This is a genomic window from Agaricicola taiwanensis (genome assembly GCF_014635245.1).
Classification (GTDB): domain Bacteria; phylum Pseudomonadota; class Alphaproteobacteria; order Rhizobiales; family Methylopilaceae; genus Agaricicola; species Agaricicola taiwanensis.
Map to the genome: position 1 here is coordinate 64,773 of NZ_BMCP01000002.1, position 20,550 is coordinate 85,322.

Below are 20,550 nucleotides of genomic sequence, written 5' to 3' on the forward strand. Positions count from 1 at the left end.
CAACATTCGCAACGTGCAGGAGCGGACCGGTGGACGATGACGTCAAAACCCTTGAACGCATCTACAATCGCTTCAACGCGCGGGACATAGACGGCGTGCTGACGGCGCTCACCGATGACGTCGTCTGGGCCAACGGGATGGACGGTGGCCACATCCATGGCTGCGAGGCCGTTCGCGAATACTGGACGCGCCAGTGGACCATCGTCAGTCCGCACGTCGAGCCCGTAGGCTTTCATCGGACTGATGATGGCGCGATCATCGCAGAAGTCCGGCAGTCCGTGCGCGATCTCGAAGGCAAGCCGCTCCAGGGACAGACGCACGGGCTCAAGGACAAGACGGTCGGACACGTCTTCCGTCTTCGAGAGGGCAAGGTGGCCCGTTTCGACATCCAGGATGCCGCCTGAGGCGTGCTGACGGATCAGACCGTCAGCTTTGCCATGACATCGTCGGAGACTTCAAAGTTCGAGAAGACGTTCTGCACGTCATCGTCGTCCTCGAGCGCGTCCATCAGCTTGAGCATGGAAGCGGCCTTGTCCTCATCGAGCGCGGTGCGGGTCTGCGGCTTCCAGATGGCCTTGACGCTTTCCGGTTCGCCGAGGGCCTTAGTCAGGGCGTCCGAGACCTCGCCGAGACTCTCGAAGGCGCAGGTCACCACATGGCCTTCCTCGTCGCTGACCACGTCGTCCGCGCCGGCCTCGATGGCGGCCTCAAGAACCTTGTCGGCATCACCCACCTTGGTAGGGAAGACGATCTCGCCGACGCGGTCGAACATGAAGCCGACAGAGCCTGTCTCGCCGAGCGCGCCGCCGGATTTGGTAAAATAAGAGCGCACGGCGGAAGCGGTACGGTTTCGATTGTCGGTGAGCGCCTCGACAATGACAGCGGCGCCGCCCGGGCCGTATCCTTCGTAGCGGATGGCCTCATAGTTCTCGGTATCGCCGCCTTCCGCTTTCTTGATGGCGCGCTCGATGTTCTCCTTGGGCATGGACTGGGCCTTGGCCGCCTGGATGGCAAGGCGGAGCCGCGGGTTCATGTCAGGATCGGCCATGCCCATCTTGGCAGCGACGGTGATTTCGCGGCCCAGCTTGGAGAACAGCTTGGCGCGCACCGCGTCCTGGCGTCCCTTGCGGTGCATGATGTTCTTGAATTGCGAATGTCCCGCCATGGGTCGATCCTTATCTCTGCCGTCATTCTAAGCGGCCAGCTTATAATTCGACGGCGGCGTGAAGAAAAGCATGGAACTTTCGCTCCGGCTCATGTGTAGATTTAGATTCAGGCGCGCATGGAAAGGAGTTGGCCGTCATGCCGGACCCGAGTGAAGCTCTGATCGTCGACCTTGTGAAATGGGTCGCCGAGAAGCCGCGACCTTATCAGGAGGTGATGGAAATCTGGCGCTCGTCCTGTCCCCGTCAGACCATATGGGAAGATGCCGTGGACCAGGGGCTCGTCGCCTGCGAGACGCAGCTCAGCTCTCATGGCCCGCAGACCTGGGTCGCCGTCACGCCGAAGGGAGAGACCTTCCTGCGGGATGGCATGATCGCGAACTAAGGCTGGAGATCACCAGAAGTCAGGCTGGGTCTCTGAAAGCCGTCCGCCGAGGCGCAGGGGCGCGACCTTGAGCGCCAGGCCGGTGGCGTCGTCGGTTTCAACCGCGAGGCCGCAGAGCGTGGCCGGGCCCTTCGCGGCCTCGAACCGTCCCGACGGGATCTTCGTCAGGAAACGCCGGACCGGCTCGTCCTTTTCCATGCCGATGACGCTGTCGAAGTCGCCGGTCATGCCGACGTCGCTCTGATAGGCGGTGCCTCCCGACAGGACTTGATGATCGGCGGTCGGAATGTGGGTGTGCGTGCCGACGATGACGCTGGCGCGGCCGTCGAAGGCATGGCCGAAGGCCATCTTCTCGCTGGTCGCCTCGCCGTGGAAATCGACCAGGATGGCGTCAGCCGCCTGGCCCAACGGGCAGGCGGCGAGTTCACGGTCCGCCAGCGCGAAGGGATCGTCCATGGCATCCATGAAAATCCGGCCCATCAGGTTCATGATCAGGACGCGCTGGCCTTTTGCCGTTTCCACCATGGCGGCGCCGCGTCCGGGAGTGCCTGCGGGATAGTTTCCCGGCCGGATCAGATTCGGCGCGCGTTCGATGAAGACGAGCGCCTCGCGCTGATCGAAGGAATGATTGCCGAGCGTGATGGCGTCGGCGCCGGCTTCCACCAGCTCATTGTAGATGGTCTCGGTGATGCCGAAGCCGCCTGCGGCATTCTCGCCGTTGATGACGACCAGATCCAGCGCCCAGCGCCGCCGCAGTTCCGGCAGCGTCTCCGTCACGATCCTGCGGCCGGAGCGGCCGACCACATCACCGATGAAGAGGATGCGCATGTTAGCCTCCTGGCCGGATGAGGCCACGTTCGGTGGCGATGGCATCGAGCGCGACGTCATGGGCTTCAACCGGCATGTTGTCTGCTTCCTGCAGGGCGAAGGCATAGCCAAGCGTCGCGACGCGATGCTTTACGGCAAGACGCTCCAGCGTGCGGTCATAAAAGCCGGCTCCCGAGCCGATGCGATGGCAGGCGCGGTCGAAGGCCAGCAGCGGCACCACGATCACGTCGGGCATCACGGGCGCGGAATCGGCGGTGGGTTCCATGATCCCCGCAAAGCCTGAGACGGTCGCGCCGCCCGGACGCCAGGCGCGAAAGGCAAGAGGCCTGTCACGCGCCACCACGGCGGGCAAGGCCAGCTGGATCCCGTGGGCCCACAGCCGTGCGGCCAGCGGGGCTGGATCGAGTTCGCCGCCACGGGCGGCATAAAGCGCGACGCAGTCGGGCGAGCGCTCCAGGATCCAGGGCTCGGCTTCGGCCGCGGCGCGTTCGGCAGCCTCCCGCGCTTCATTGGCGGGAACGGCGGCGCGCAGCTCGCGCTTTTCACGGCGCAGGGCGGCTTTTTCAGGGAAGGGAGAAACGGACATGGGCTGACTTTAAGCCTTGGATCACATTCTGATTCAAGCGCCGCGGCCCAAGTATCTGACCGGCTGTCGAAAAAGAAGTGCGAAGCCACGATGGCCGTTGGAGATATCGATCCCGGGAAACCTACAACGTAGGTGGGCGCCGTATGGCCAAGCCCACGGGCAAGGCCGGGAACAGCTCCCTTTTGGATCGATAAGGCCCCGGGGATGCTGTCTCCTGACGCGCCCCGCAGCAACGCATCCCTAATCTAGGCCCGGCGTGGCCTCTGCGCCAGTGCTGTCTTGATTGCGGGTGCGCGCGTTGAGGTCGGACGCGATGCGCTCCAGCCGCCCGGCGACGCCATCGAGCGCGCGGGCGATCTGTTCCTCGTGCTCGGAAGAGGAGAGCAGTTGCACCTCGCGCTCGAGCGAGGCCACGCGGCGGCGTGTCTCGGCCAGTTCATCGGCCATGGTGATGGCAGCCATCACGGCGAGGCGCATGTCACCGATCTCGCCAAAGGCGCCGCGCAGCTCCTCGATCTTTTCATCAAGCATGCGGCCGAGCTCGCGCAGGTGCTCTTCCTGGCCGTCGTCGCAGGCCATCCTGTAGCTGCGCCCGGCGATGGTCACCGTTACCTGAGCCATGGAACGTCCTTCACTCCGGGGCGTCCAGCATGTCGCGGATCGCGTCGGCGGATTGGCCGAGGCGGCGGGATACTTCCCGATTGGCTGCCTCCAGCCGCTGCGCGCGCGCGCTCATCGCATCCAGTTCTTCGGCGAGCTTTGCCCGGTCAGCCGCGAAGATGGCAAGCTCACTGTCCCGGTCGGAAGCATGGCGCACGCGCCCCGCCGCCGCCTCAATGGCGGAAATGGCAGCTTCCAGACGGCGGATTGCAGCTCGCACGTTGGTCGAAGGCGCCATCTAAGCCTTTCCGGTTGAGGTTTGGGTGCCGAGAATCAAACTTGCCAGATTCCCTAAAGGTTTGCGCGCGGAAGATTAGAGTCCACACGAAGCCTGCGTCAACGCGGCTCGGCCGAGGTAGTGTCTTCTGTCCCCACGGAACATTGACTCGGCCCCCTCAAGTGCTAATGGTCCGCGCGCCAGCGCGAGCAAAGGCATAATGCCGCTCGCCGCATTCGGCGCATACAAGATGATCACGGCGCGCGCCGCAGTGCGGCGACCCGCAGGAAGGCCGCATTTTTCCCATGACTGTGACGCGTGAAAAGCATGATCGTATGGCGAACGTCATCCGGGCTCTGGCCATGGATGCCGTCGAGGCCGCCAATTCCGGCCATCCCGGCCTGCCCATGGGGACCGCCGATGTGGCGACGGTGCTCTTCACCCGCTTCCTGAAGTTCGATCCGACCGATCCGACCTGGCCGAACCGTGACCGCTTCGTGCTGTCGGCCGGCCATGGGTCCATGCTGATCTATTCGGTGCTGCACCTTCTGGGATCGGACGATCTGACCATCGACGAGCTGAAGCGTTTCCGCCAGCTCAACTCCAAGACGCCGGGCCATCCGGAAAACTTCATGACCCCGGGCGTGGAGACCACCACCGGCCCGCTGGGGCAGGGGCTTGGCAATGCCGTCGGCATGGCCTTGGCCGAGCGTATTCTCGCCGATCGCTTCCCCGGCATCATCGACCATCACACCTATGTGCTCGCCTCCGATGGCGACCTTATGGAAGGCATCAGCCAGGAGGCCATCGGCATTGCCGGTCACCTGAAGCTGAACAAGCTCATCGTGCTGTGGGACGACAACGGCATCTCCATCGATGGTCCGCTCAGCCTTTCCGACAGTGTGGATCAGATCATGCGGTTCCAGTCGGCGGGCTGGAACGCGCTGCGTGTCGACGGCCACGATCCGGAGGCCATCGCTGCGGCCATCGAGGAAGCAAAGCGTTCCGACAAGCCAACCATGATCGCCTGCAAGACCGTCATCGGGTTCGGCTCGCCGGCAAAGGCGGGCAAGTCCGCCGCCCATGGCTCGCCGCTGGGCGCGGCCGAAATCGCCGCCACGCGGCAGGCGCTGGGCTGGGAGTTCGAGCCTTTCGACATTCCCTCCGATGTGCGCGATGCCTGGCGGATTGCCGGGCTGCAGTCAAAGAAGGCGCGCACCGCATGGGATGAGCGCTTTGCCGCGCTCGACGCCGAGACGCGTGCGGAATTCAATCGCCGTTTCGCGCGCGAGCTTCCCGCCCGCTTCACCGAGAACATGGTGAAGCTGAAGGAGAAGGTGGGCGCCGACGCCAAGCCTGTGGCGACCCGCAAGTCGGGCGAGACTGTTCTGGAGACGGTGGCCGAGCTCCTGCCGGAAATCGTGTCGGGCTCGGCAGACCTGACGGGCTCCAACAACACCCGCACCAAGACCATGAAGCCCATCACGTCGGACGATTTCTCCGGCAACTTCGTGCATTGGGGCATTCGCGAACACGCCATGGCGGCGGCCATGAACGGCATGGCCCTGCACGGCGGCATCCTGCCCGTGTCCGGCACCTTCCTGGTGTTCTCCGACTACTGCCGGCCGTCGATCCGCCTCGCGGCTCTCATGGGACTTCGCGTCGTCCATGTCATGACGCATGACTCCATCGGCGTCGGCGAGGATGGCCCCACCCATCAGCCGGTTGAACATCTCGCTGCCCTCAGGGCCATTCCCAATGTGCTCGTGTTCCGTCCGGCCGACACGGTCGAGACAGCCGAATGCTGGGATGTCGCCGCGCGCCAGAGCCGTCCGTCGGTCTTCGCTCTGACGCGCCAGAACCTGCCGCTGGTTCGCACGGAAGGCGAGGAACGGAACCTTTCCGCCCGTGGCGCGTATGAGCTGCGCTCCGCTGACGGCGAGGCACGTGTTAGCCTGTTCGCCTCCGGCTCGGAGGTCGAGCTTGCCCTGGAGGCCCAGAAGGAGTTGGAACGTCGCGGCATCCCCACGCGGGTCGTTTCGGTGCCCTGCATGGATCTGTTTTTCGAGCAGTCGGCGGAATACCGTGCCGAAGTGATCGGACGGGCGCAGATCAAGATCGGCGTCGAAGCCGCGATCCGCATGGGCTGGGACAGCATCATCGGCCATGATGGCGACTTCGTCGGCATGACTGGTTTCGGCGCCAGCGGCCCTTACAAGGAAGTGTATGAATTGTTTGGCATCACCAACAGCGCGATCGTCACGAAGGCCATGGCGCGGCTTGGAGGTAATGCCTGACGCGTTCGACTGACCGATTCAACGCGGCCATGAGGGCCGAGAACGACTAAAGCAGGAGATAGACGAAGATGACGGTTCGGGTAGCGATCAACGGTTTCGGGCGCATCGGGCGCAATGTTCTGCGCGCCATCGTGGAGTCGGGCCGCACCGACATTGAGGTCGTGGCCATCAACGACCTCGGCCCTGTCGAGACAAACGCCCACCTCCTGCGGTTCGACAGCGTGCATGGCCGCTTCCCCTCCAAGGTGGAAGTGGATGGCGACAACATCGTCGTCGACGGCAAGAAGATCCGCGTGACCGCCATCAAGAACCCGGCGGAGCTTCCCCACAAGGAACTCAAGGTCGACATCGCTCTTGAGTGCACCGGCATCTTCACCTCGCGCGACAAAGCCAAGGCCCATCTCGACGCAGGCGCGAAGCGCGTGATCGTTTCCGCACCGGCCGACGGCGCTGACCTGACCGTGGTCTTCGGCGTCAACCACGACAAGCTGACCAAGGATCATCTCGTCATCTCCAACGCCTCCTGCACCACCAACTGCCTGGCGCCCGTCGCCAAGGTGCTGCACGAAGCCGTTGGGATCGAGAAGGGCTTCATGACCACGATCCATGCCTATACCGGCGACCAGCCGACGCTCGACACCATGCACAAGGATCTCTACCGCGCCCGTGCGGCGGCCCTGAGCATGATCCCGACCTCCACCGGCGCCGCAAAGGCCGTGGGCCTTGTGCTGCCGGAGCTGAACGGCAAGCTGGACGGCACCTCGATCCGCGTGCCGACCCCGAACGTCTCGGTCGTTGACTTCAAGTTCATCGCCAAGAAGCAGACCAGCAAGGACGAGATCAACGCGGCCATCAAGGCCGCAGCCGACGGCTCGCTCAAGGGCATCCTCGGCTACACCAACGAGCCCAACGTCTCGATCGACTTCAACCACGACGCGCATTCCTCGACCTTCGCCATGGACCAGACCAAGGTCTTGGAAGGCAACCTCGTGCGCGTCCTGTCCTGGTACGACAACGAGTGGGGCTTCTCCAACCGCATGTCGGACACTGCGGTTGCTCTTGCCAAGCTGATCTGATCCAGCATGGCTGAGTTCCGTACGCTTGATGATGCGGACGTAAAGGGCAAGCGCGTCCTCGTCCGCGTCGATCTCAACGTTCCCATGGATGGGGGCCGCGTCACCGACGCGACCCGCATCCGCGCCATCCTGCCAACCATCCGGGACATCACGGGCAAAGGTGGCAAGGTCATCCTGCTTGCCCATTTCGGCCGGCCGAAGGGCAAACGGGATCCCGAACAGTCGCTGAAGCCGCTGGTGGCTCCGCTGGCCGAGGAACTGGGCAAGCCTGTCGCCTTCGCTGATGATTGCGTGGGTGATGCCGCCAGGGCCGCGGTCGGCGCCATGGCCGATGGCGACGCCCTTCTCCTGGAGAACACCCGCTTCCATGCGGGCGAGGAGAAGAACGACGGTGATTTCGTCAAGGCACTGGCGGCCAATGGCGATCTTTACGTCAACGACGCCTTCTCGGCCGCGCACCGCGCCCATGCCTCCACCGAGGGGCTGGCCCGGGCATTGCCGGCCTATGCCGGCCGTTCCATGGAAGCGGAGCTGACGGCGCTCGCCAAGGCGCTCGGCAAACCGGAACGCCCTGTGGTGGCCGTTGTCGGCGGCGCCAAGGTTTCCACCAAGCTCGACCTCCTGGGCAACCTCGTTGCCAAGGTGGACTATCTCGTGATCGGCGGCGGCATGGCCAACACCTTTCTTGCGGCCAATGGCGGCAAGGTGGGCAAGTCGCTGTGCGAGCATGATCTTGCCGCCACCGCTCGTGACATCGTCAAGAAGGCGGAAGCTGCGGGTTGCCGTATCGTGCTGCCGGTGGACGTGGTGGTGGCCAAGGAGTTCAAGGCCAATGCCGCGAACCGCACGGTCGGCCTCGACGGTGTTGCCGACGATGAGATGATCCTCGACGCCGGCCCGAAATCGGTGGACGAGGTGAACAAGATCATCGACGGCGCCAAGACGCTGGTCTGGAATGGCCCCTTCGGCGCCTTCGAGCTGACGCCCTTCGATGCGGCAACGGTTGCCGTGGCAAAGCATGCCGCCGAACGCACCAAGGCAGGCAAGCTCCTGTCGGTTGCCGGTGGCGGCGACACGGTGGCCGCGCTGAACCACGCGGGGGCAGGTGAGAGCTTCACCTATGTCTCGACAGCAGGCGGCGCGTTTCTGGAATGGCTGGAAGGGAAATCCCTGCCGGGCGTTGAGGCGCTGAAGGCCTGAGGCTGTGGTTTGTTACAAAGGCGCGGTGGGCAACCTCCGCGCCTTTTTTGTTTTCGTCGTGCTGGGCCTTGTGCCTAGCATCCAGGCCTTCAGCAGCGGCTGCCTCCGGGTCCATGGTTCCGCTCCAGGAAGTCACGCATCAGGGGCACCACCTCCTCAAGGTTCGTCTCCAAGAGCCAATGCCCGCCGTCGAGAAGATGCAGTTCCGCCCTTGGCAGGTCGCGCAGGTAGGCGCGGGCGGACGCCTCCGGCATATAGCCGTCCTGTGGACCCCAGACGATCAACGTCGGCGGTTGATGCTCCCGCAGATAGGCCTGGTAGCGCGGAAACCAGCCGCGGTTCTCGTCGAGGCCGGCGATGACGTCGACGGCGATGTGCCGGCGCTTCTCCGTCATCAACGACCAGTGCAGCTTCCACAGATCGGGAGGGATGCGGGCGGCAAGCTCCGGCCGGACATCGCTGAGAAACTCGTCCTTGAATCCTTCCTCGGTCACCACATCGAAGAAGGCCGCGCGGCGCTCCGGCGTGGGATCATCCCAATAGGCTTTGATCCCATCGTACTTGGGGCCCAATACATCCTCATAGATGTCGCCGTTCTGGATGATGAGAGAGGTGATCCGGCCGGGCGCGCGGATGGCGAGGCGCAGGCCGATCTGAGAGCCGAAATCATGCAGATAGATGGCGAAGGTTCTGATTCCGCGGGCGTCGGCAAAGCATTGAAGAAATTCGGCAAAGCCATCGAAGTCATAGGAAAAATCATCAGGCGTATCGGTGTAACCGCTTCCTGGAAAATCCGGAGCCAGCACGTGGTAACGATCCGCCAGACGCGGCATCAGGTTGCGGAACTCATACGACGAGCAGGGATAGCCGTGCGGCAGGAGGAGAGCGGGAGCGTCTGGTGATCCCGCCTCGCGATAGAAAATGTTCACTCCGTCAAGCGACAGGGTGCGGTGATGAACTGCCGTGTCGGTCATGAGCGATTTCCCGCGTGTGATGCTGAGATCGAAACGGTTCATCCCGTGGCTGGTTCACTAACGGAACCGATAAAGGTCCGCATCGGGATCCTCCTGGCCGGAGAACGCCGCGCGGATAAGGTCCGCCGCGATGCGGCTGTAGGTTATGCCATTGCCGCCATAGCCGAGCGCCGCCCAGCAGTTGGCCATGCCGGGGATTTCGCCAATGAGCGGCAGGCCCGTGTCGGTTGTGCCGAAGGAGCCGGTCCAGGCATGTTCAACCTCTGTCGAGATATTTGGGAGGAGCTTGCCGAGCTTCTTGCGCAGTGTGGCAGTCTTCGCGGGCAGGAGTTGATCGCGTATCTCGGCGTCGGAAAAGCTCTCGTCCTCGCCGCCGCAGATGATGGCCCCTTTTCGCGTGGTGCGCAGATAGAGATAGGGGTCGGATGCTTCCCAGATGAAACATTGCTCCGGCCACAGCTTGCGCGGCTGCGGCACGGTGGCGATGGCATAGGTGGAGACGATGCGGTGGCCATCCGGCGGCATGCCCTTCGGAACTTCATAACCGGTGGCGAAGACGAGACGCTTGCAGCGGATTTCACAGCCGCTCTTCGTCATGGCCCTGATGCCTGAGCGCTTGGCCTCCACATCCACGATCTCGACCTTGGCCCTGATGTCGGCGCCGTGGCGGACAGCCTCGTTCAGAAACAGAGCGGCGAGCTGGCGGGGATCGGCGGCGCGGTTGTCGTAGCCGAGCAGCGCGGCCTCTCGCTTGATGTTGAAGCGGCTCTTCAGCTGGGCTCGTGTCAGGATCGTTGTCTCGATGCCGGCAAGGCGGCGTGCCTGGCCTTCCTTGATCAGCGCGTCGGCATTGAGCTCGTCGCCACTGAGATAGAGGCTGCTGCGGGGGATGAACTCGTCTCCTCCACCAAGCTCCTGCGCCTTGGCCGCGAGTGAGTGAACTGCAAGAACGGACCTGCGCCAGGCCCTGATGGCATTCGCCATGCCGATGGACCGGGCGAGCTTGGTCAGCGGCGTGTCGATTTCATATTGGATCAGGGCCGTGCTCGCGGCGGTGGAACCCTTCAGCGGCCCGCGCCGATCGACAATCATGACCTTATGCCCATCTGCGGCAAGGGCTTCCGCGATCATTCCGCCGGAGATCCCGGCGCCGATGATGAGGATGTCGGTTTCGACATCATGTTTGAGAGATTTTGCGGGAACGGACGGAAGCCGCTTTTCCTGCCAAATCGTTCGGCCGGTGCGCAAATCGCGTTTCTGGGTGACCAAAGGATGGGTATCCTGCTGCGTGAGGTTACCTAACGCTGGAACCTGCGCTTTTGATCCCGCTTTGTTCGCGCCCGACTCAATGCTAGAGGTGCCTGATGATCGGAAAACTTCGCGGCACCGTGGACAGCATCGGCACGGATTGGGTCATCCTCGATGTCGGCGGGGTGGGCTATCTCGTGCATTGCCCGGCCAAGACGCTGGGAACACTGACGGCCGGCGAGGCCGCAGTGCTTGCGATCGAAACCTATGTGCGCGAGGACCAGATCCGGCTGTTCGGTTTTTCCACCGATCTCGATCGTGAGTGGTTCCGCCTGCTGCAGAGCGTCCAAGGCGTGGGTGCGAAGGTGGCGCTGGCCATCCTCGGCATCATGAAGGCGAGCGAACTTGCCAATGCCATCGCCCTGCAGGACAAGGCGGCGGTCTCGCGCGCACCGGGCGTCGGGCCGAAGGTTGCTGCGCGCATCGTCGCGGAGCTGAAGGACCGGGCGCCGGCCTTCGCGGATGTGGATGCGGGTCACCTTAAGCTGCATGACGCGCTGACCGACAGGCGTGCTCCCGCTCCGGTGGCGGATGCGGTCTCGGCCCTCGTGAACCTCGGCTATGCGCAGGTGCAGGCTTCCGCTGCCGTGTCCTCGGCCATGGCGAAGGCCGGGGAGGGTGCGACGACCGAAACGCTCATCCGCATGGGGCTTAAGGAGTTGGCGCGGTGAGCCGCGAGCTGGTGTCTCCTGAGAAGCGCGATGAGGACACTGCCGACGCGTCCCTTCGTCCGCAGCGGCTTTCGGAATTCATCGGCCAGGCGCAGGCGCGGGCCAATCTTTCCGTCTTCATCGAGGCGGCCAAATCGCGCGGCGAGGCGCTGGACCATGTGCTGTTTGCCGGCCCCCCGGGCCTTGGCAAGACCACGCTGGCGCAGATCATGTCGCGCGAGCTTGGGGTCGGCTTTCGCGCCACCTCCGGTCCCGTAATCGCCAAGGCGGGCGACCTTGCCGCGCTTCTGACCAACCTTGAGGAGCGCGACGTCCTCTTCATCGACGAGATCCATCGCCTTAATCCGGCGGTGGAGGAAATCCTCTACCCCGCCATGGAGGATTTCCAGCTCGACCTTATCATCGGCGAGGGGCCGGCGGCGCGCTCGGTGCGGATCGATCTTGCCAAGTTCACGCTTGTTGGCGCCACCACCCGCGCGGGGCTGCTGACCACGCCGCTGCGCGACCGATTTGGTATTCCCGTTCGGCTCAACTTCTATACGGTCGAGGAGCTCGATCTCATCGTCACGCGGGGCGCGCGCGTTCTTGGCCTTGCCATGAATCCCGACGGCGCCCGTGAGATCGCCCGCCGGGCCCGTGGCACGCCGCGCATCGCTGGGCGGCTCCTGCGGCGCGTGCGCGATTTCGCCTCGGTCGCCGGGGCGGAGGTGGTGGACCGGGCCGTCGCCGACAAGGCGCTGCGGCAGCTGGAAGTGGATGACGCCGGTCTCGACGCGCTTGACCGGCGCTATATGTCTGTCATCGCGCACAACTATGGTGGCGGACCCGTCGGCGTGGAGACCATCGCGGCGGCTTTGTCCGAACCCCGTGACGCGCTCGAAGAGATCATCGAGCCCTACCTCATCCAACAGGGGCTCATCCAGCGCACGCCGCGCGGACGCATGCTGACGATCCATGCCTTCAGACACCTCGGGCTGACGCCGCCACCTTCCCAAGGGGCGCAGATGCCGCTGTTCGACCAGGGCGGCGATGACTGAACTGGCAGGCCGTACGCATGAGCTGACCATCCGCGTCTATTGGGAAGACACCGACGCGGGCGGCATCGTTTATCACGCCAACTATCTCAACTTTATGGAGCGCGGGCGCACCGAACTCCTGCGTGATCTCGGCTTGGGGCAGGGGGGCTTGCAGGCACGCGAAGGCATGACCTTCGTGGTGCGGCGCATGGACATCGTCTTCGATCGTCCGGCGGTGCTGGACGACCTTCTCACCGTGGAGACATTCGTGGCCGAGATTGGCGGCGCCTCCATGACGCTGTCCCAGCGCGTTCTCAGGGATGGTGCTGTTCTCGCCAGCGCCAGTGTGATCATCGTGGCGATCGCCGAGGGCAAGCCGAGGCGTATTCCCCCTGAGGTGCGGAAGCTGTTCCTGCGGGACGGTTGATCCCGAGCGGCCATCACGTCGCAACGGATCGTGATACAGAAAGCATTGTGCTGATCTCCGCCTCGGGCATATTGCTCCCCTCTTTCCGGGCGAAGCCAGCCGGCAGTTCCGTCGACCCCTCCGCTTGCGCCGCATCACGTCTTAAGGTTTCGCCATGACTTCTCAAGCCGCCGGGCCGCATCCGGGCTTAGGCTTCCGTCAATTCATCGCATTGGTTGCCTCTCTGATGGCCATCAATGCTCTGTCCATCGATATCATGCTGCCGGCGCTGCCGCAGATCGGCGACGCGCTCTCGGTCGACACCGAGAACCATCGTCAGTGGATCGTCACCGCTTATCTGCTCGGCTTTGGTGGTGCGCAGATCATCTATGGGCCGATTTCCGACCGCTATGGCCGCAAGCGGATCCTCCTGATCGGGCTCGCTGTCTTCGTTCTTGCCAGCATCGCCGCGATCTTCGCGTCGTCCTTTGAAGCCATGATCGCGGCGCGGGCGGTTCAGGGCATCGGCATCGCCGCCACACGTGTGCTGGTCATCTCGATCGTCCGCGACTGCTACTCCGGCCGCAAGATGGCGCGCGTCATGTCGCTCGCCTTCATCGTCTTCGTCGCCGTTCCGGTGCTGGCGCCGTCCATCGGGCAGTTCGTCCTGTTGATCGCGCCCTGGCGCTGGATCTTCGTGATCCTCTCTATCGCTGGTGTCGGCATCACGCTGTGGGTCATCGCCAAGCTGCCGGAGACGCTGCATGCGGAAAATCGTCTGCCGCTGTCCTTCGGCGGGTTGAAGTATGCCTTCATGCTTGTCGTCACCAATCGGCTGGCGGTGGGCTACATGATGGCGGTGACGATGATGATGGGCGGGCTATTCGGCTTCGTGAACTCCGCCCAGCAGATCTTCTTCACCGCGCTCGACGCCGCCGACGTCTTCACGCTTGTCTTCGCCGCCATTGCCATCTTCATGGGCGCGTCGTCGTTTCTCAATGCCAGCATCGTCGAGCGCCTCGGGTCGCGCCTCGTCTCCCATTCGGCGCTCTTCGGCTATATCTTCTTTGGCACCGTCCACCTTTTCGTGGCGCTTCTCGGCTATGAGAACATCTGGACGTTCTGGCTGCTGCAGTCCGGCCTCATGTTCTGCTTTGGTCTGCTGGTGTCGAACTTCAATTCCATGGCCATGGAGCCGCTCGGCCATGTCGCCGGTACCGCCTCATCGGTGATGGGCTTCTTCACCACGCTGGGCGGCGCGCTGCTCGGGGCCTATGTCGGCCAGCACTTCGACGGCACGGTGGTGCCCTTTACGCTGGGCCTCACACTGTTCGGCTTCGGCGCGCTCGCCATGGTGCTGTTTGCTGAGCGGGGCAGGCTGTTTCGGGCCCATCACGCGCCGGTACACTGACCGGCGCCGGGCCGGTTCTAGCGGCCGATCCTCGCCATCATCGATCGCAAGGCGGCGGGCTCGATGAAGGCGATGGCGACACGGGTGCTGCAGCCCCTGTTTTCGCGCAGGACCGCGCCGGTCACGCCCCAGACTTCCAGTTGGCCGTCCACCAGCGAGGCAACGGGCCCGCCGCTGTCGCCGCGGCAGGCTTTCGCGCCGCCGGCCGAGCCGAGGGCGATGGTCGCGCCGCGCTGAAGCAGCGCGATGCCGCCGACCGGCGCGATGCGCAGGCCGAAGGCACCGCCGCCACCGACGCCGGCGCCAGCGATATAGGAGGAGCCGGCCTTGGCTCGCGACCGGACATCGCCGGCAACCGCGATGGGGGCTGCATCGCCGCCCAGGGGGCGGGAGAGGCGGACCAGCGCCATATCGGCGGCGATCTCGCGCTGCCGTGTCTCGGGGCTGCCGGGTTGGCGCCACCAGCCGGCGACGTGATCGGGATGAAAGACCACGCTGCGCGCCGTCACCGGTGCGCCGGGGCGGCCATCGGCCATGAAGCCGACGACGACGGTATGCTCCGGCCGTTCGGCCACCTCCAGGCAATGGCCTGCGGTCAGCACAAGGTCGGGAGCGATGAGGATGCCCGTGCAGTCGGAGACCCGGGCCTTGCCGCTGGCGAGCGGCTGGACCGACTGGATGGCGACGGTGGAACGGCGCAGGGCATGGTCGGCGCGGGCGGGATATCCGCCATCCAGCGCCTTGGCTGAACCTGCGGCCAGAAGGAAAGAAGCTGCAAAAAGAAACCAGGAACGCGGCATATGGGCACCTTACAAACAAGGTTAAGGCGCCCTTAACCTTGACGCGCGATTAAGAGATGTTGCGACTGCTCCGAACGCCGCAGTTTCAACACATTGGGAAGCGACCTAGCGCTCGCAGCCGTCATTAAGGTTTTTCGGCGCACGCGGGAAGAGGCGCGCGCCAGACATGATGGTGACCGGTGTGAGGGCAGGACCCACACGGATATGTTTTTGAACGCGGAGATCGGATAAATGGAGCCCGCAGCGGTTGCTCAAACCGCGATCGGCGCAGCGAATGCGGACATGTCCCTGTGGGGGCTGTTCCTTCAAGCGCATTTCATCGTCAAGTTCGTCATGATCGGCCTGGTCATCGCATCAGTCTGGTGCTGGGCGATCATCGTCGACAAGACCATGCTGTACGCTCGCACGCGCCGGCAGATGGACCGTTTCGAAAAAGTGTTCTGGTCCGGCCAGAGCCTTGAGGAACTCTATCGCTCGCTGGCAAACCGGCCGAACACGTCCATGGCGGCTGTCTTCGTCGCGGCCATGCGCGAGTGGAAGCGCTCCTTCGAGGGCGGCGGCCGCGCCATCGGCACGCTCAATCAGCGGATCGACAAGGTGCTCGACGTGACCATCCAGCGCGAGTTGGAACGGCTGGAGACGCGCCTCCTGGTGTTGGCGACGGTTGGTTCCGCCGGGCCCTTCATCGGCCTTTTCGGGACTGTCTGGGGCATCATGTCGAGCTTCCAGTCGATCGCGGCTTCGAAGAACACCAGCCTTGCCGTGGTGGCGCCTGGTATCGCCGAGGCGCTTTTTGCGACGGCGCTGGGCCTCCTCGCGGCCATTCCGGCGGTGATCTTTTATAACAAGTTCGCGAGTGAGGTGGCCAAACAGGGCGCGCGGCTGGAAGGCTTCGCCGATGAATTTTCCGCGATCCTGTCGCGCCAGATCGACGAGCGAGCCTGACCCATGGGCATGAGCGGTCCGGGCGGTGGCGGTGGAGGCGGCAGCAGGCGGCGCAGGTCGCGCCGCAGGGCCGCCGTCATGTCGGAAATCAACGTGACGCCCTTCGTGGACGTCATGCTGGTGCTGCTCATCATCTTCATGGTGGCGGCGCCCATGCTGACCGTCGGCGTTCCCATCGACCTGCCGGAAAGCCAGGCCGAAGCGCTGAACCAGGAGAAGGAGCCTCTCACGATTTCCGTGAACGGTCAGGGCGAAATCTTCCTGCAGGATACGAAGGTTACAGCCGAGGAGGTGGTTCCTCGCCTCATTGCGATCACGAATGCCGGTTACGAGGAGCGCATCTACGTTCGAGGTGATCGCAGCGTGAATTACGGACAGGTGATGCAGGTGATGGGCGCGATCTCGGGCGCGGGTTTCCGCCGTGTCGCGCTTGTGACCGAGCAGGCGCAAGGAGGCTGATGCCATGCCGCCCGTGCGTCCTGGGATGGTTGTCTCTGTCGCGGCCCATACGGTCGTCCTGACCTGGGGGCTGATCAGCTTCGGTAACGCCGTGCCGAACAACGCTCCTCCCATGCCCGCGCTTCCGGTGGAGCTTCTCACCACTGAAGAGTTCAATCAGATCACCAAGGGTGAGCTGAAGTCCAAGGACGTCTCCAAGCCGAAGCAGAAGGTGGAGAAGGTCGAGCCCGTCAAGCGTGATCCGAAGCCGGATGCGCCTGTCGCCAAGCAGGATGTGAAGCCCAACAACACCGAGCCGCCGAAGCAGGCTGATGCTCCCAAGCCGGAGCCCAAGCCCGCCCCGGAGACGGCCAAGGCGGAGCCCGCTCCGCCTGCGCCCAAGCCCGAACCCCCGAAACAGGCCGAGGCCAAGGCGCCCGAGCCGACCCCGCAGCCGGAAAAGCCGAAGACGGCCGAAAAGCCGCCGGTGCCGACACCGCCGAAACGGCCGGAGCCGCCCAAGAAGGTGGCCAAGGCCGAGCCCAAGCCAAAGGCGGCAGAGGAAAAGCCGAAGAAGCCGGAACGCGAGTTCAACCCGGACGCGATCAGCGCCCTGCTGGACAAACGCGCACCCTCGCGCACGGAACGTTCGGGCGACGAGATCTCGCAGACGGCGTCCCTTGGCACCGCCACCGGCGAGGCATCGCGCCTGTCCGTCAATGAGCTCCAGGCACTGGTCTCAGCCATCAGCAATCAGATTCGCCCAAACTGGAACATTCCCATCGGCGCTCAGGGCGCATCCGATCTCCTGGTCGTGGTGCGCTTCCAGCTCAACCAGGACGGAACGCTGAGCGGCAACCCGCAGGTGGTCAACAATTCGGCTAACCCCTTCTTCTCGGCGGCTGCGGATTCGGCCCTTCGTGCAGTCTACCTCAGCGCGCCGTTCCAGGATCTACCCGCGGCCTCCTACGAGCAGTGGCGGGATGTTCAGATTACGCTCAATCCCAGCCAGATGCTCGGCGGCTAAAGGGTTTCCGCTGGCCCTCAGACCTTGATTTCGGAGATACGAATGCCATCGCTGACGCATAAGCTTCGCAGCACAATGGTTCTGACGGCTCTGGCCGTCGGTGGTCTGTTCACGCTTCCGGCCCATGCCCAGCTTCAGGTGGAGATCACGGAAGGCCAGGTGCGGCCCTTGCCGATCGCCATCACCAATTTCGTTGCCGGTACGGGCAGCGAGGGCGAAGTCGCCATGCAGATCTCCCAGGTGGTGGAAGCGGATCTGCGCCGTTCCGGCCTGTTTGCCCCCATCGATCGCGCCGCCTTCGTTGAAAATATCGTCAACATCGATCAGCCGCCTCGGTTCGGCGACTGGCGCATCATCAATGCCGAATCCCTGGTCACCGGACGGGTCACGCGGGAAGGGGATGGCCGTCTTCGCGCGGAGTTTCGCCTTTGGGACGTGCTGCGCGGCACGCAGATCACCGGCCAGCAGTATTTCACCTCCGCTGAAAACCATCGTCGCGTGGCACATCTCATCGCCGATGAGATCTACGAGCGCATGACCGGCGAGAAGGGCTATTTTGATACCCGCATCGTTTTCGTCGATGAATCCGGTCCGAAGAGCAAGCGCGTGAAGCGTCTCGCCATCATGGATCAGGACGGGGTAGGGGTGCGCTACCTGACGCGCGGCGAGGACCTGGTGCTGACACCGCGATTCAGCCCGACCAGTCAGGAAATCACCTATATGTCCTTCGCCGGCGGCCAGCCGCGGGTCTATCTCCTCAACATCGAGACGGGCCAGCGCGAGATCGTCGGCAATTTTCCCGGCATGACGTTCAGCCCGCGCTTCTCACCCGATGGCCAGCGCGTGATCCTCAGCCTGCAGCAGGGCGGCAATTCCAACATCTTCACAATGGATCTGCGCTCCCGCGCCACCACGCGCCTGACCGATACGCCGGCCATCGATACCGCGCCATCCTTTTCGCCCGACGGCAGCCGCATCGTCTTTGAATCCGATCGCGGTGGTCGGCAGCAGCTCTATGTCATGGGTGCCGACGGATCCTCGCAGCAGCGGATCTCCTTCGGCGACGGTTCCTATTCCACGCCGGTCTGGTCGCCGCGCGGCGACCTGATCGCCTTCACCAAGCAGGCCGGCGGCAAATTCTCCATCGGCGTGATGCGGCCCGATGGGTCCGGCGAGCGCATCCTGACCGAGGGCTTTCACAATGAGGGGCCCACCTGGGCGCCGAACGGCCGTGTGCTGATGTTCTTCCGCGACAGCGGCGGTGGCGGCGGACCGCATCTCTACTCCATCGACATCACCGGCCACAATGAGCAGCGCGTTCCGACGCCATCCTTCGCCTCGGATCCGGCCTGGTCGCCGCCGCTCAGCTGAAAGCTGTGAATCCGCGCATGATCGCGGCAAATATTTACTGAATGACTCGAAATTGCCGCGATTCGCCCAGAGTTTGGCAACGCTCACTTAACCATGGACCGGTTACGGTTCGCGCGTCCGATGGGGACACGAGGAGTTTGAAAGATGTCGCGTACCTCGGTTATGCGTCGCGGCAAGCTTGCCGCCGCCTTTGGCCTGGCCCTGCTTGCCGTTGCCTGTGCCAAGAACAATCAGGCCGGTGGGCCCGGTGCCGGCCTCGGCGGTAGCGCCGGTACGCCGGGTAGCCAGCAGGATTTCGTCGTCAATGTCGGCGATCGCGTCTTCTTCGAGACCGATTCCACCGATCTGACGCCGCAGGCCCGCGCTACGCTGGACAAGCAGGCGCAGTGGCTCAACCGTTACGGCAATTATCCTGTGACGGTCGAAGGTCATGCCGACGAGCGCGGCACCCGTGAATATAACCTCGCGCTCAGCGCCCGCCGCGCCCAGGTCGTTCGAGACTATCTCGCGGCGCGCGGCGTCAACCCGGGCCGGCTGCGCACGATCTCCTACGGTAAGGAACGGCCGGTCGCGGTCTGTGACGACATTTCCTGCTGGTCGCAGAATCGCCGTGGCGTGACTGTTCTCGGCGGCGCCGCCGGAAGCTGACGAGGCGGTCTTTCCGCCATCCAGCCGATCTTCTGCACCCTCGTTTCCTAGCGGAGACGAGGGTGTTTTCGTTGTCGCGCGGGTGTGCCAGCCTGCTCACAAAGCTCTGAAGCCACGGCCCAAATAAAGCCCCAGTCTCACAGTCTTTCTGCCGGCATCTTATTGCCGGACCTCCGGATTGCGCATATTGCGACATATATTCGTGGACTTGTCCGCGAAGAGCTTGAGGGTTTGACTATGACCGCTGCTTATCTGTCCCGCTCTCTTGTTGCCGGCGCCATGCTGGCGGCAACGCTTGTGCCCGCCGGTGCACAATCCTGGCCTGGACAGCCGCAGCAACCGATGCAGCAGCAGGGATCGGCGGCCGACCTCAGCCTGCGGCTCAACCAGCTGGAAAACCAGATCCGGCAAATGAACGGCCGGCTGGAGCAGCTGGAGCATCAGAACCGGCAGCGCCAGGAACAGTTGAGCCGTGGCGGAGCGCAGGGCGGAGGACAGGCTCCCGCCGGAGCGCCGCAGCGCAGCGGACAGGCTATGCCGCCGGCGCCGATGCCTCCGCAGAATTCCGCGACTCCGACCGGGCCGGGGGCGCCCCCGCGCAATCTCGGCACATTGCCGGCAGGCGGTGCCGGCGGAAACAGCGGTCCCTTGAACCTCGCACCTCCCGGTGTGGGTGCGGGCACCGGCGGCGGCGTCAACAATACGCCGGCCGGCGTCGCGCCCATCGCCGCGCCGACCAACAGCCCGGATGATGAGTTCGCCCTGGCGTCAGGCTTCCTGCAGCGCAAGGACTATGAACTGGCAGAGGTGTCTTTCCGCCAGTTCACCGAGGCACATCCACAGGACCGCCGGGTGGGTGAGGCGCTTTACGGTCTCGGCGAGAGCTTTTACCAGCGCGGCCAGCACCGCGATGCCATCGAACCGTTTCTCAATGTGGTGACGGACCATGGGGATTCATCCAAGGCGCCGGAAAGCCTGCTGCGGCTGGGTCAGTCGCTGGCGCAGATCGGTGAAAAGGAAAACGCTTGCGCGACCTTCGCGGAAATCGACCGCAAGTATCCCCGCGCCACCAACACCAAGGCACAGGGCGCGCGCGAGCGCCAGCGCCTCGGCTGCTGACATC

The 20,550-nt window shown here is 64.1% G+C and carries 23 protein-coding genes and 1 other RNA gene; 15 read left to right on the forward strand and 9 right to left on the reverse strand.

Annotated features, from left to right (window positions below):
• Positions 1–29 precede the first annotated feature (29 nt).
• Positions 30–404, forward strand: a complete 375-nt coding sequence (locus IEV58_RS07735) for a nuclear transport factor 2 family protein (RefSeq protein ID WP_188409183.1) — start codon at positions 30–32, stop codon at positions 402–404.
• Between the two features lie 14 nt (positions 405–418).
• Here IEV58_RS07735 and IEV58_RS07740 read toward each other — a convergent pair whose 3' ends face one another.
• Positions 419–1,165 carry a YebC/PmpR family DNA-binding transcriptional regulator gene (locus IEV58_RS07740; RefSeq protein ID WP_188409184.1) on the reverse strand — a complete coding sequence of 249 codons (747 nt, stop codon included), beginning with the start codon at positions 1,163–1,165 and terminating at the stop codon, positions 419–421.
• A 137-nt stretch (positions 1,166–1,302) separates the two neighbouring features.
• Here IEV58_RS07740 and IEV58_RS07745 point away from each other — a divergent pair, with 137 nt between their 5' ends.
• Positions 1,303–1,548 carry a hypothetical protein gene (locus IEV58_RS07745; RefSeq protein ID WP_229729272.1) on the forward strand — a complete coding sequence of 82 codons (246 nt, stop codon included), beginning with the start codon at positions 1,303–1,305 and terminating at the stop codon, positions 1,546–1,548.
• A 9-nt stretch (positions 1,549–1,557) separates the two neighbouring features.
• On the opposite strand, the gene IEV58_RS07750 is transcribed toward IEV58_RS07745, so the two are convergent.
• From IEV58_RS07750 to IEV58_RS07770, 5 genes are all read right to left on the reverse strand, one after another.
• Entirely contained in the window at positions 1,558–2,376 is an 819-nt protein-coding gene (locus IEV58_RS07750; protein WP_188409186.1) for a TIGR00282 family metallophosphoesterase, read from the reverse strand.
• Between the two features lies 1 nt (position 2,377).
• Complete coding sequence (locus tag IEV58_RS07755; RefSeq protein ID WP_188409187.1) at positions 2,378–2,962, reverse strand: 5-formyltetrahydrofolate cyclo-ligase; 585 nt, start codon at positions 2,960–2,962, stop codon at positions 2,378–2,380.
• 78 nt (positions 2,963–3,040) lie between these two features.
• Positions 3,041–3,198: non-coding RNA, 6S RNA (gene ssrS / locus IEV58_RS07760), on the reverse strand.
• A 4-nt stretch (positions 3,199–3,202) separates the two neighbouring features.
• Entirely contained in the window at positions 3,203–3,583 is a 381-nt protein-coding gene (locus IEV58_RS07765; protein ID WP_188409188.1) for a cell division protein ZapA, read from the reverse strand.
• A gap of 10 nt (positions 3,584–3,593) precedes the next feature.
• Entirely contained in the window at positions 3,594–3,860 is a 267-nt protein-coding gene (locus IEV58_RS07770) for a DUF4164 family protein (protein ID WP_188409189.1), read from the reverse strand.
• Positions 3,861–4,144: 284 nt separating this feature from the next.
• On the opposite strand from IEV58_RS07770, the gene tkt reads away from it, so the two are divergent.
• The 3 genes from tkt (at position 4,145) to IEV58_RS07785 (ending at position 8,412) form a co-directional block, all read left to right on the forward strand.
• Complete coding sequence (gene tkt, locus IEV58_RS07775) at positions 4,145–6,136, forward strand: transketolase (RefSeq protein ID WP_188409190.1); 1,992 nt, start codon at positions 4,145–4,147, stop codon at positions 6,134–6,136.
• 68 nt (positions 6,137–6,204) lie between these two features.
• Complete coding sequence (gene gap, locus IEV58_RS07780) at positions 6,205–7,212, forward strand: type I glyceraldehyde-3-phosphate dehydrogenase (RefSeq protein WP_188409191.1); 1,008 nt, start codon at positions 6,205–6,207, stop codon at positions 7,210–7,212.
• Positions 7,213–7,218: 6 nt separating this feature from the next.
• On the forward strand, positions 7,219–8,412 hold the full coding sequence (locus IEV58_RS07785; RefSeq protein WP_188409192.1) for a phosphoglycerate kinase: 1,194 nt from the start codon (positions 7,219–7,221) through the stop codon (positions 8,410–8,412).
• Between the two features lie 89 nt (positions 8,413–8,501).
• Here the strand turns inward: IEV58_RS07785 and IEV58_RS07790 are convergent, their stop codons facing one another.
• Both IEV58_RS07790 and IEV58_RS07795 read right to left on the reverse strand, forming a co-directional pair.
• Complete coding sequence (locus IEV58_RS07790) at positions 8,502–9,386, reverse strand: alpha/beta fold hydrolase (RefSeq protein ID WP_188409193.1); 885 nt, start codon at positions 9,384–9,386, stop codon at positions 8,502–8,504.
• Positions 9,387–9,443: 57 nt separating this feature from the next.
• The gene (locus IEV58_RS07795; RefSeq protein ID WP_188409194.1) at positions 9,444–10,655 is read right to left on the reverse strand and encodes an NAD(P)/FAD-dependent oxidoreductase; all 1,212 of its coding nucleotides are present in this window, start codon (positions 10,653–10,655) and stop codon (positions 9,444–9,446) included.
• A 95-nt stretch (positions 10,656–10,750) separates the two neighbouring features.
• Here IEV58_RS07795 and ruvA point away from each other — a divergent pair, with 95 nt between their 5' ends.
• The 4 genes from ruvA (at position 10,751) to IEV58_RS07815 (ending at position 14,198) form a co-directional block, all read left to right on the forward strand.
• The gene (gene ruvA, locus IEV58_RS07800) at positions 10,751–11,365 is read left to right on the forward strand and encodes a Holliday junction branch migration protein RuvA (RefSeq protein WP_188409195.1); all 615 of its coding nucleotides are present in this window, start codon (positions 10,751–10,753) and stop codon (positions 11,363–11,365) included.
• A complete protein-coding gene (ruvB, locus tag IEV58_RS07805; protein ID WP_229729273.1) occupies positions 11,362–12,402 on the forward strand; it encodes a Holliday junction branch migration DNA helicase RuvB in 1,041 nt (346 codons plus the stop codon). The genes ruvA and ruvB overlap by 4 nt, the downstream gene beginning before the upstream one ends.
• Entirely contained in the window at positions 12,395–12,808 is a 414-nt protein-coding gene (gene ybgC / locus IEV58_RS07810; protein ID WP_188409196.1) for a tol-pal system-associated acyl-CoA thioesterase, read from the forward strand. The genes ruvB and ybgC overlap by 8 nt, the downstream gene beginning before the upstream one ends.
• 154 nt (positions 12,809–12,962) lie before the next feature.
• Positions 12,963–14,198 (forward strand): multidrug effflux MFS transporter, encoded by a 1,236-nt coding sequence (locus tag IEV58_RS07815; protein ID WP_188409197.1) that lies wholly within the window; start codon positions 12,963–12,965, stop codon positions 14,196–14,198.
• A 17-nt stretch (positions 14,199–14,215) separates the two neighbouring features.
• On the opposite strand, the gene IEV58_RS07820 is transcribed toward IEV58_RS07815, so the two are convergent.
• Complete coding sequence (locus IEV58_RS07820; RefSeq protein WP_188409198.1) at positions 14,216–14,998, reverse strand: trypsin-like serine protease; 783 nt, start codon at positions 14,996–14,998, stop codon at positions 14,216–14,218.
• Between the two features lie 231 nt (positions 14,999–15,229).
• On the opposite strand from IEV58_RS07820, the gene tolQ reads away from it, so the two are divergent.
• The 6 genes from tolQ to ybgF all read left to right on the forward strand — a co-directional run bounded on the left by tolQ (position 15,230) and on the right by ybgF (position 20,546).
• Positions 15,230–15,943, forward strand: coding sequence for a protein TolQ (tolQ, locus tag IEV58_RS07825; RefSeq protein WP_188409199.1), 714 nt, complete (start codon positions 15,230–15,232; stop codon positions 15,941–15,943).
• A 3-nt stretch (positions 15,944–15,946) separates the two neighbouring features.
• On the forward strand, positions 15,947–16,402 hold the full coding sequence (gene tolR / locus IEV58_RS07830) for a protein TolR (RefSeq protein ID WP_188409200.1): 456 nt from the start codon (positions 15,947–15,949) through the stop codon (positions 16,400–16,402).
• Between the two features lie 4 nt (positions 16,403–16,406).
• Positions 16,407–17,408 (forward strand): cell envelope integrity protein TolA, encoded by a 1,002-nt coding sequence (tolA, locus tag IEV58_RS07835; RefSeq protein ID WP_188409201.1) that lies wholly within the window; start codon positions 16,407–16,409, stop codon positions 17,406–17,408.
• A gap of 42 nt (positions 17,409–17,450) precedes the next feature.
• The gene (gene tolB / locus IEV58_RS07840) at positions 17,451–18,779 is read left to right on the forward strand and encodes a Tol-Pal system beta propeller repeat protein TolB (protein WP_188409202.1); all 1,329 of its coding nucleotides are present in this window, start codon (positions 17,451–17,453) and stop codon (positions 18,777–18,779) included.
• Positions 18,780–18,923: 144 nt separating this feature from the next.
• On the forward strand, positions 18,924–19,427 hold the full coding sequence (pal, locus tag IEV58_RS07845; RefSeq protein WP_188409203.1) for a peptidoglycan-associated lipoprotein Pal: 504 nt from the start codon (positions 18,924–18,926) through the stop codon (positions 19,425–19,427).
• A gap of 237 nt (positions 19,428–19,664) precedes the next feature.
• A complete protein-coding gene (gene ybgF / locus IEV58_RS07850) occupies positions 19,665–20,546 on the forward strand; it encodes a tol-pal system protein YbgF (RefSeq protein ID WP_188409204.1) in 882 nt (293 codons plus the stop codon).
• Positions 20,547–20,550: the final 4 nt, after the last annotated feature.

Bases quoted from the DNA above. Each gene is read 5' to 3' on its own strand.
- IEV58_RS07740 (WP_188409184.1), bottom strand. From the start codon at position 1,165: ATGGCGGGACATTCGCAATTCAAGAACATCATGCACCGCAAGGGACGC.
- IEV58_RS07745 (WP_229729272.1), top strand. From the start codon at position 1,303: ATGCCGGACCCGAGTGAAGCTCTGATCGTCGACCTTGTGAAATGGGTC.
- IEV58_RS07750 (WP_188409186.1), bottom strand. From the start codon at position 2,376: ATGCGCATCCTCTTCATCGGTGATGTGGTCGGCCGCTCCGGCCGCAGG.
- IEV58_RS07755 (WP_188409187.1), bottom strand. From the start codon at position 2,962: ATGTCCGTTTCTCCCTTCCCTGAAAAAGCCGCCCTGCGCCGTGAAAAG.
- IEV58_RS07765 (WP_188409188.1), bottom strand. From the start codon at position 3,583: ATGGCTCAGGTAACGGTGACCATCGCCGGGCGCAGCTACAGGATGGCC.
- IEV58_RS07770 (WP_188409189.1), bottom strand. From the start codon at position 3,860: ATGGCGCCTTCGACCAACGTGCGAGCTGCAATCCGCCGTCTGGAAGCT.
- tkt (WP_188409190.1), top strand. From the start codon at position 4,145: ATGACTGTGACGCGTGAAAAGCATGATCGTATGGCGAACGTCATCCGG.
- gap (WP_188409191.1), top strand. From the start codon at position 6,205: ATGACGGTTCGGGTAGCGATCAACGGTTTCGGGCGCATCGGGCGCAAT.
- IEV58_RS07785 (WP_188409192.1), top strand. From the start codon at position 7,219: ATGGCTGAGTTCCGTACGCTTGATGATGCGGACGTAAAGGGCAAGCGC.
- IEV58_RS07790 (WP_188409193.1), bottom strand. From the start codon at position 9,386: ATGACCGACACGGCAGTTCATCACCGCACCCTGTCGCTTGACGGAGTG.
- ruvA (WP_188409195.1), top strand. From the start codon at position 10,751: ATGATCGGAAAACTTCGCGGCACCGTGGACAGCATCGGCACGGATTGG.
- ybgC (WP_188409196.1), top strand. From the start codon at position 12,395: ATGACTGAACTGGCAGGCCGTACGCATGAGCTGACCATCCGCGTCTAT.
- IEV58_RS07815 (WP_188409197.1), top strand. From the start codon at position 12,963: ATGACTTCTCAAGCCGCCGGGCCGCATCCGGGCTTAGGCTTCCGTCAA.
- IEV58_RS07820 (WP_188409198.1), bottom strand. From the start codon at position 14,998: ATGCCGCGTTCCTGGTTTCTTTTTGCAGCTTCTTTCCTTCTGGCCGCA.
- tolQ (WP_188409199.1), top strand. From the start codon at position 15,230: ATGGAGCCCGCAGCGGTTGCTCAAACCGCGATCGGCGCAGCGAATGCG.
- tolR (WP_188409200.1), top strand. From the start codon at position 15,947: ATGGGCATGAGCGGTCCGGGCGGTGGCGGTGGAGGCGGCAGCAGGCGG.
- tolA (WP_188409201.1), top strand. From the start codon at position 16,407: ATGCCGCCCGTGCGTCCTGGGATGGTTGTCTCTGTCGCGGCCCATACG.
- tolB (WP_188409202.1), top strand. From the start codon at position 17,451: ATGCCATCGCTGACGCATAAGCTTCGCAGCACAATGGTTCTGACGGCT.
- pal (WP_188409203.1), top strand. From the start codon at position 18,924: ATGTCGCGTACCTCGGTTATGCGTCGCGGCAAGCTTGCCGCCGCCTTT.
- ybgF (WP_188409204.1), top strand. From the start codon at position 19,665: ATGACCGCTGCTTATCTGTCCCGCTCTCTTGTTGCCGGCGCCATGCTG.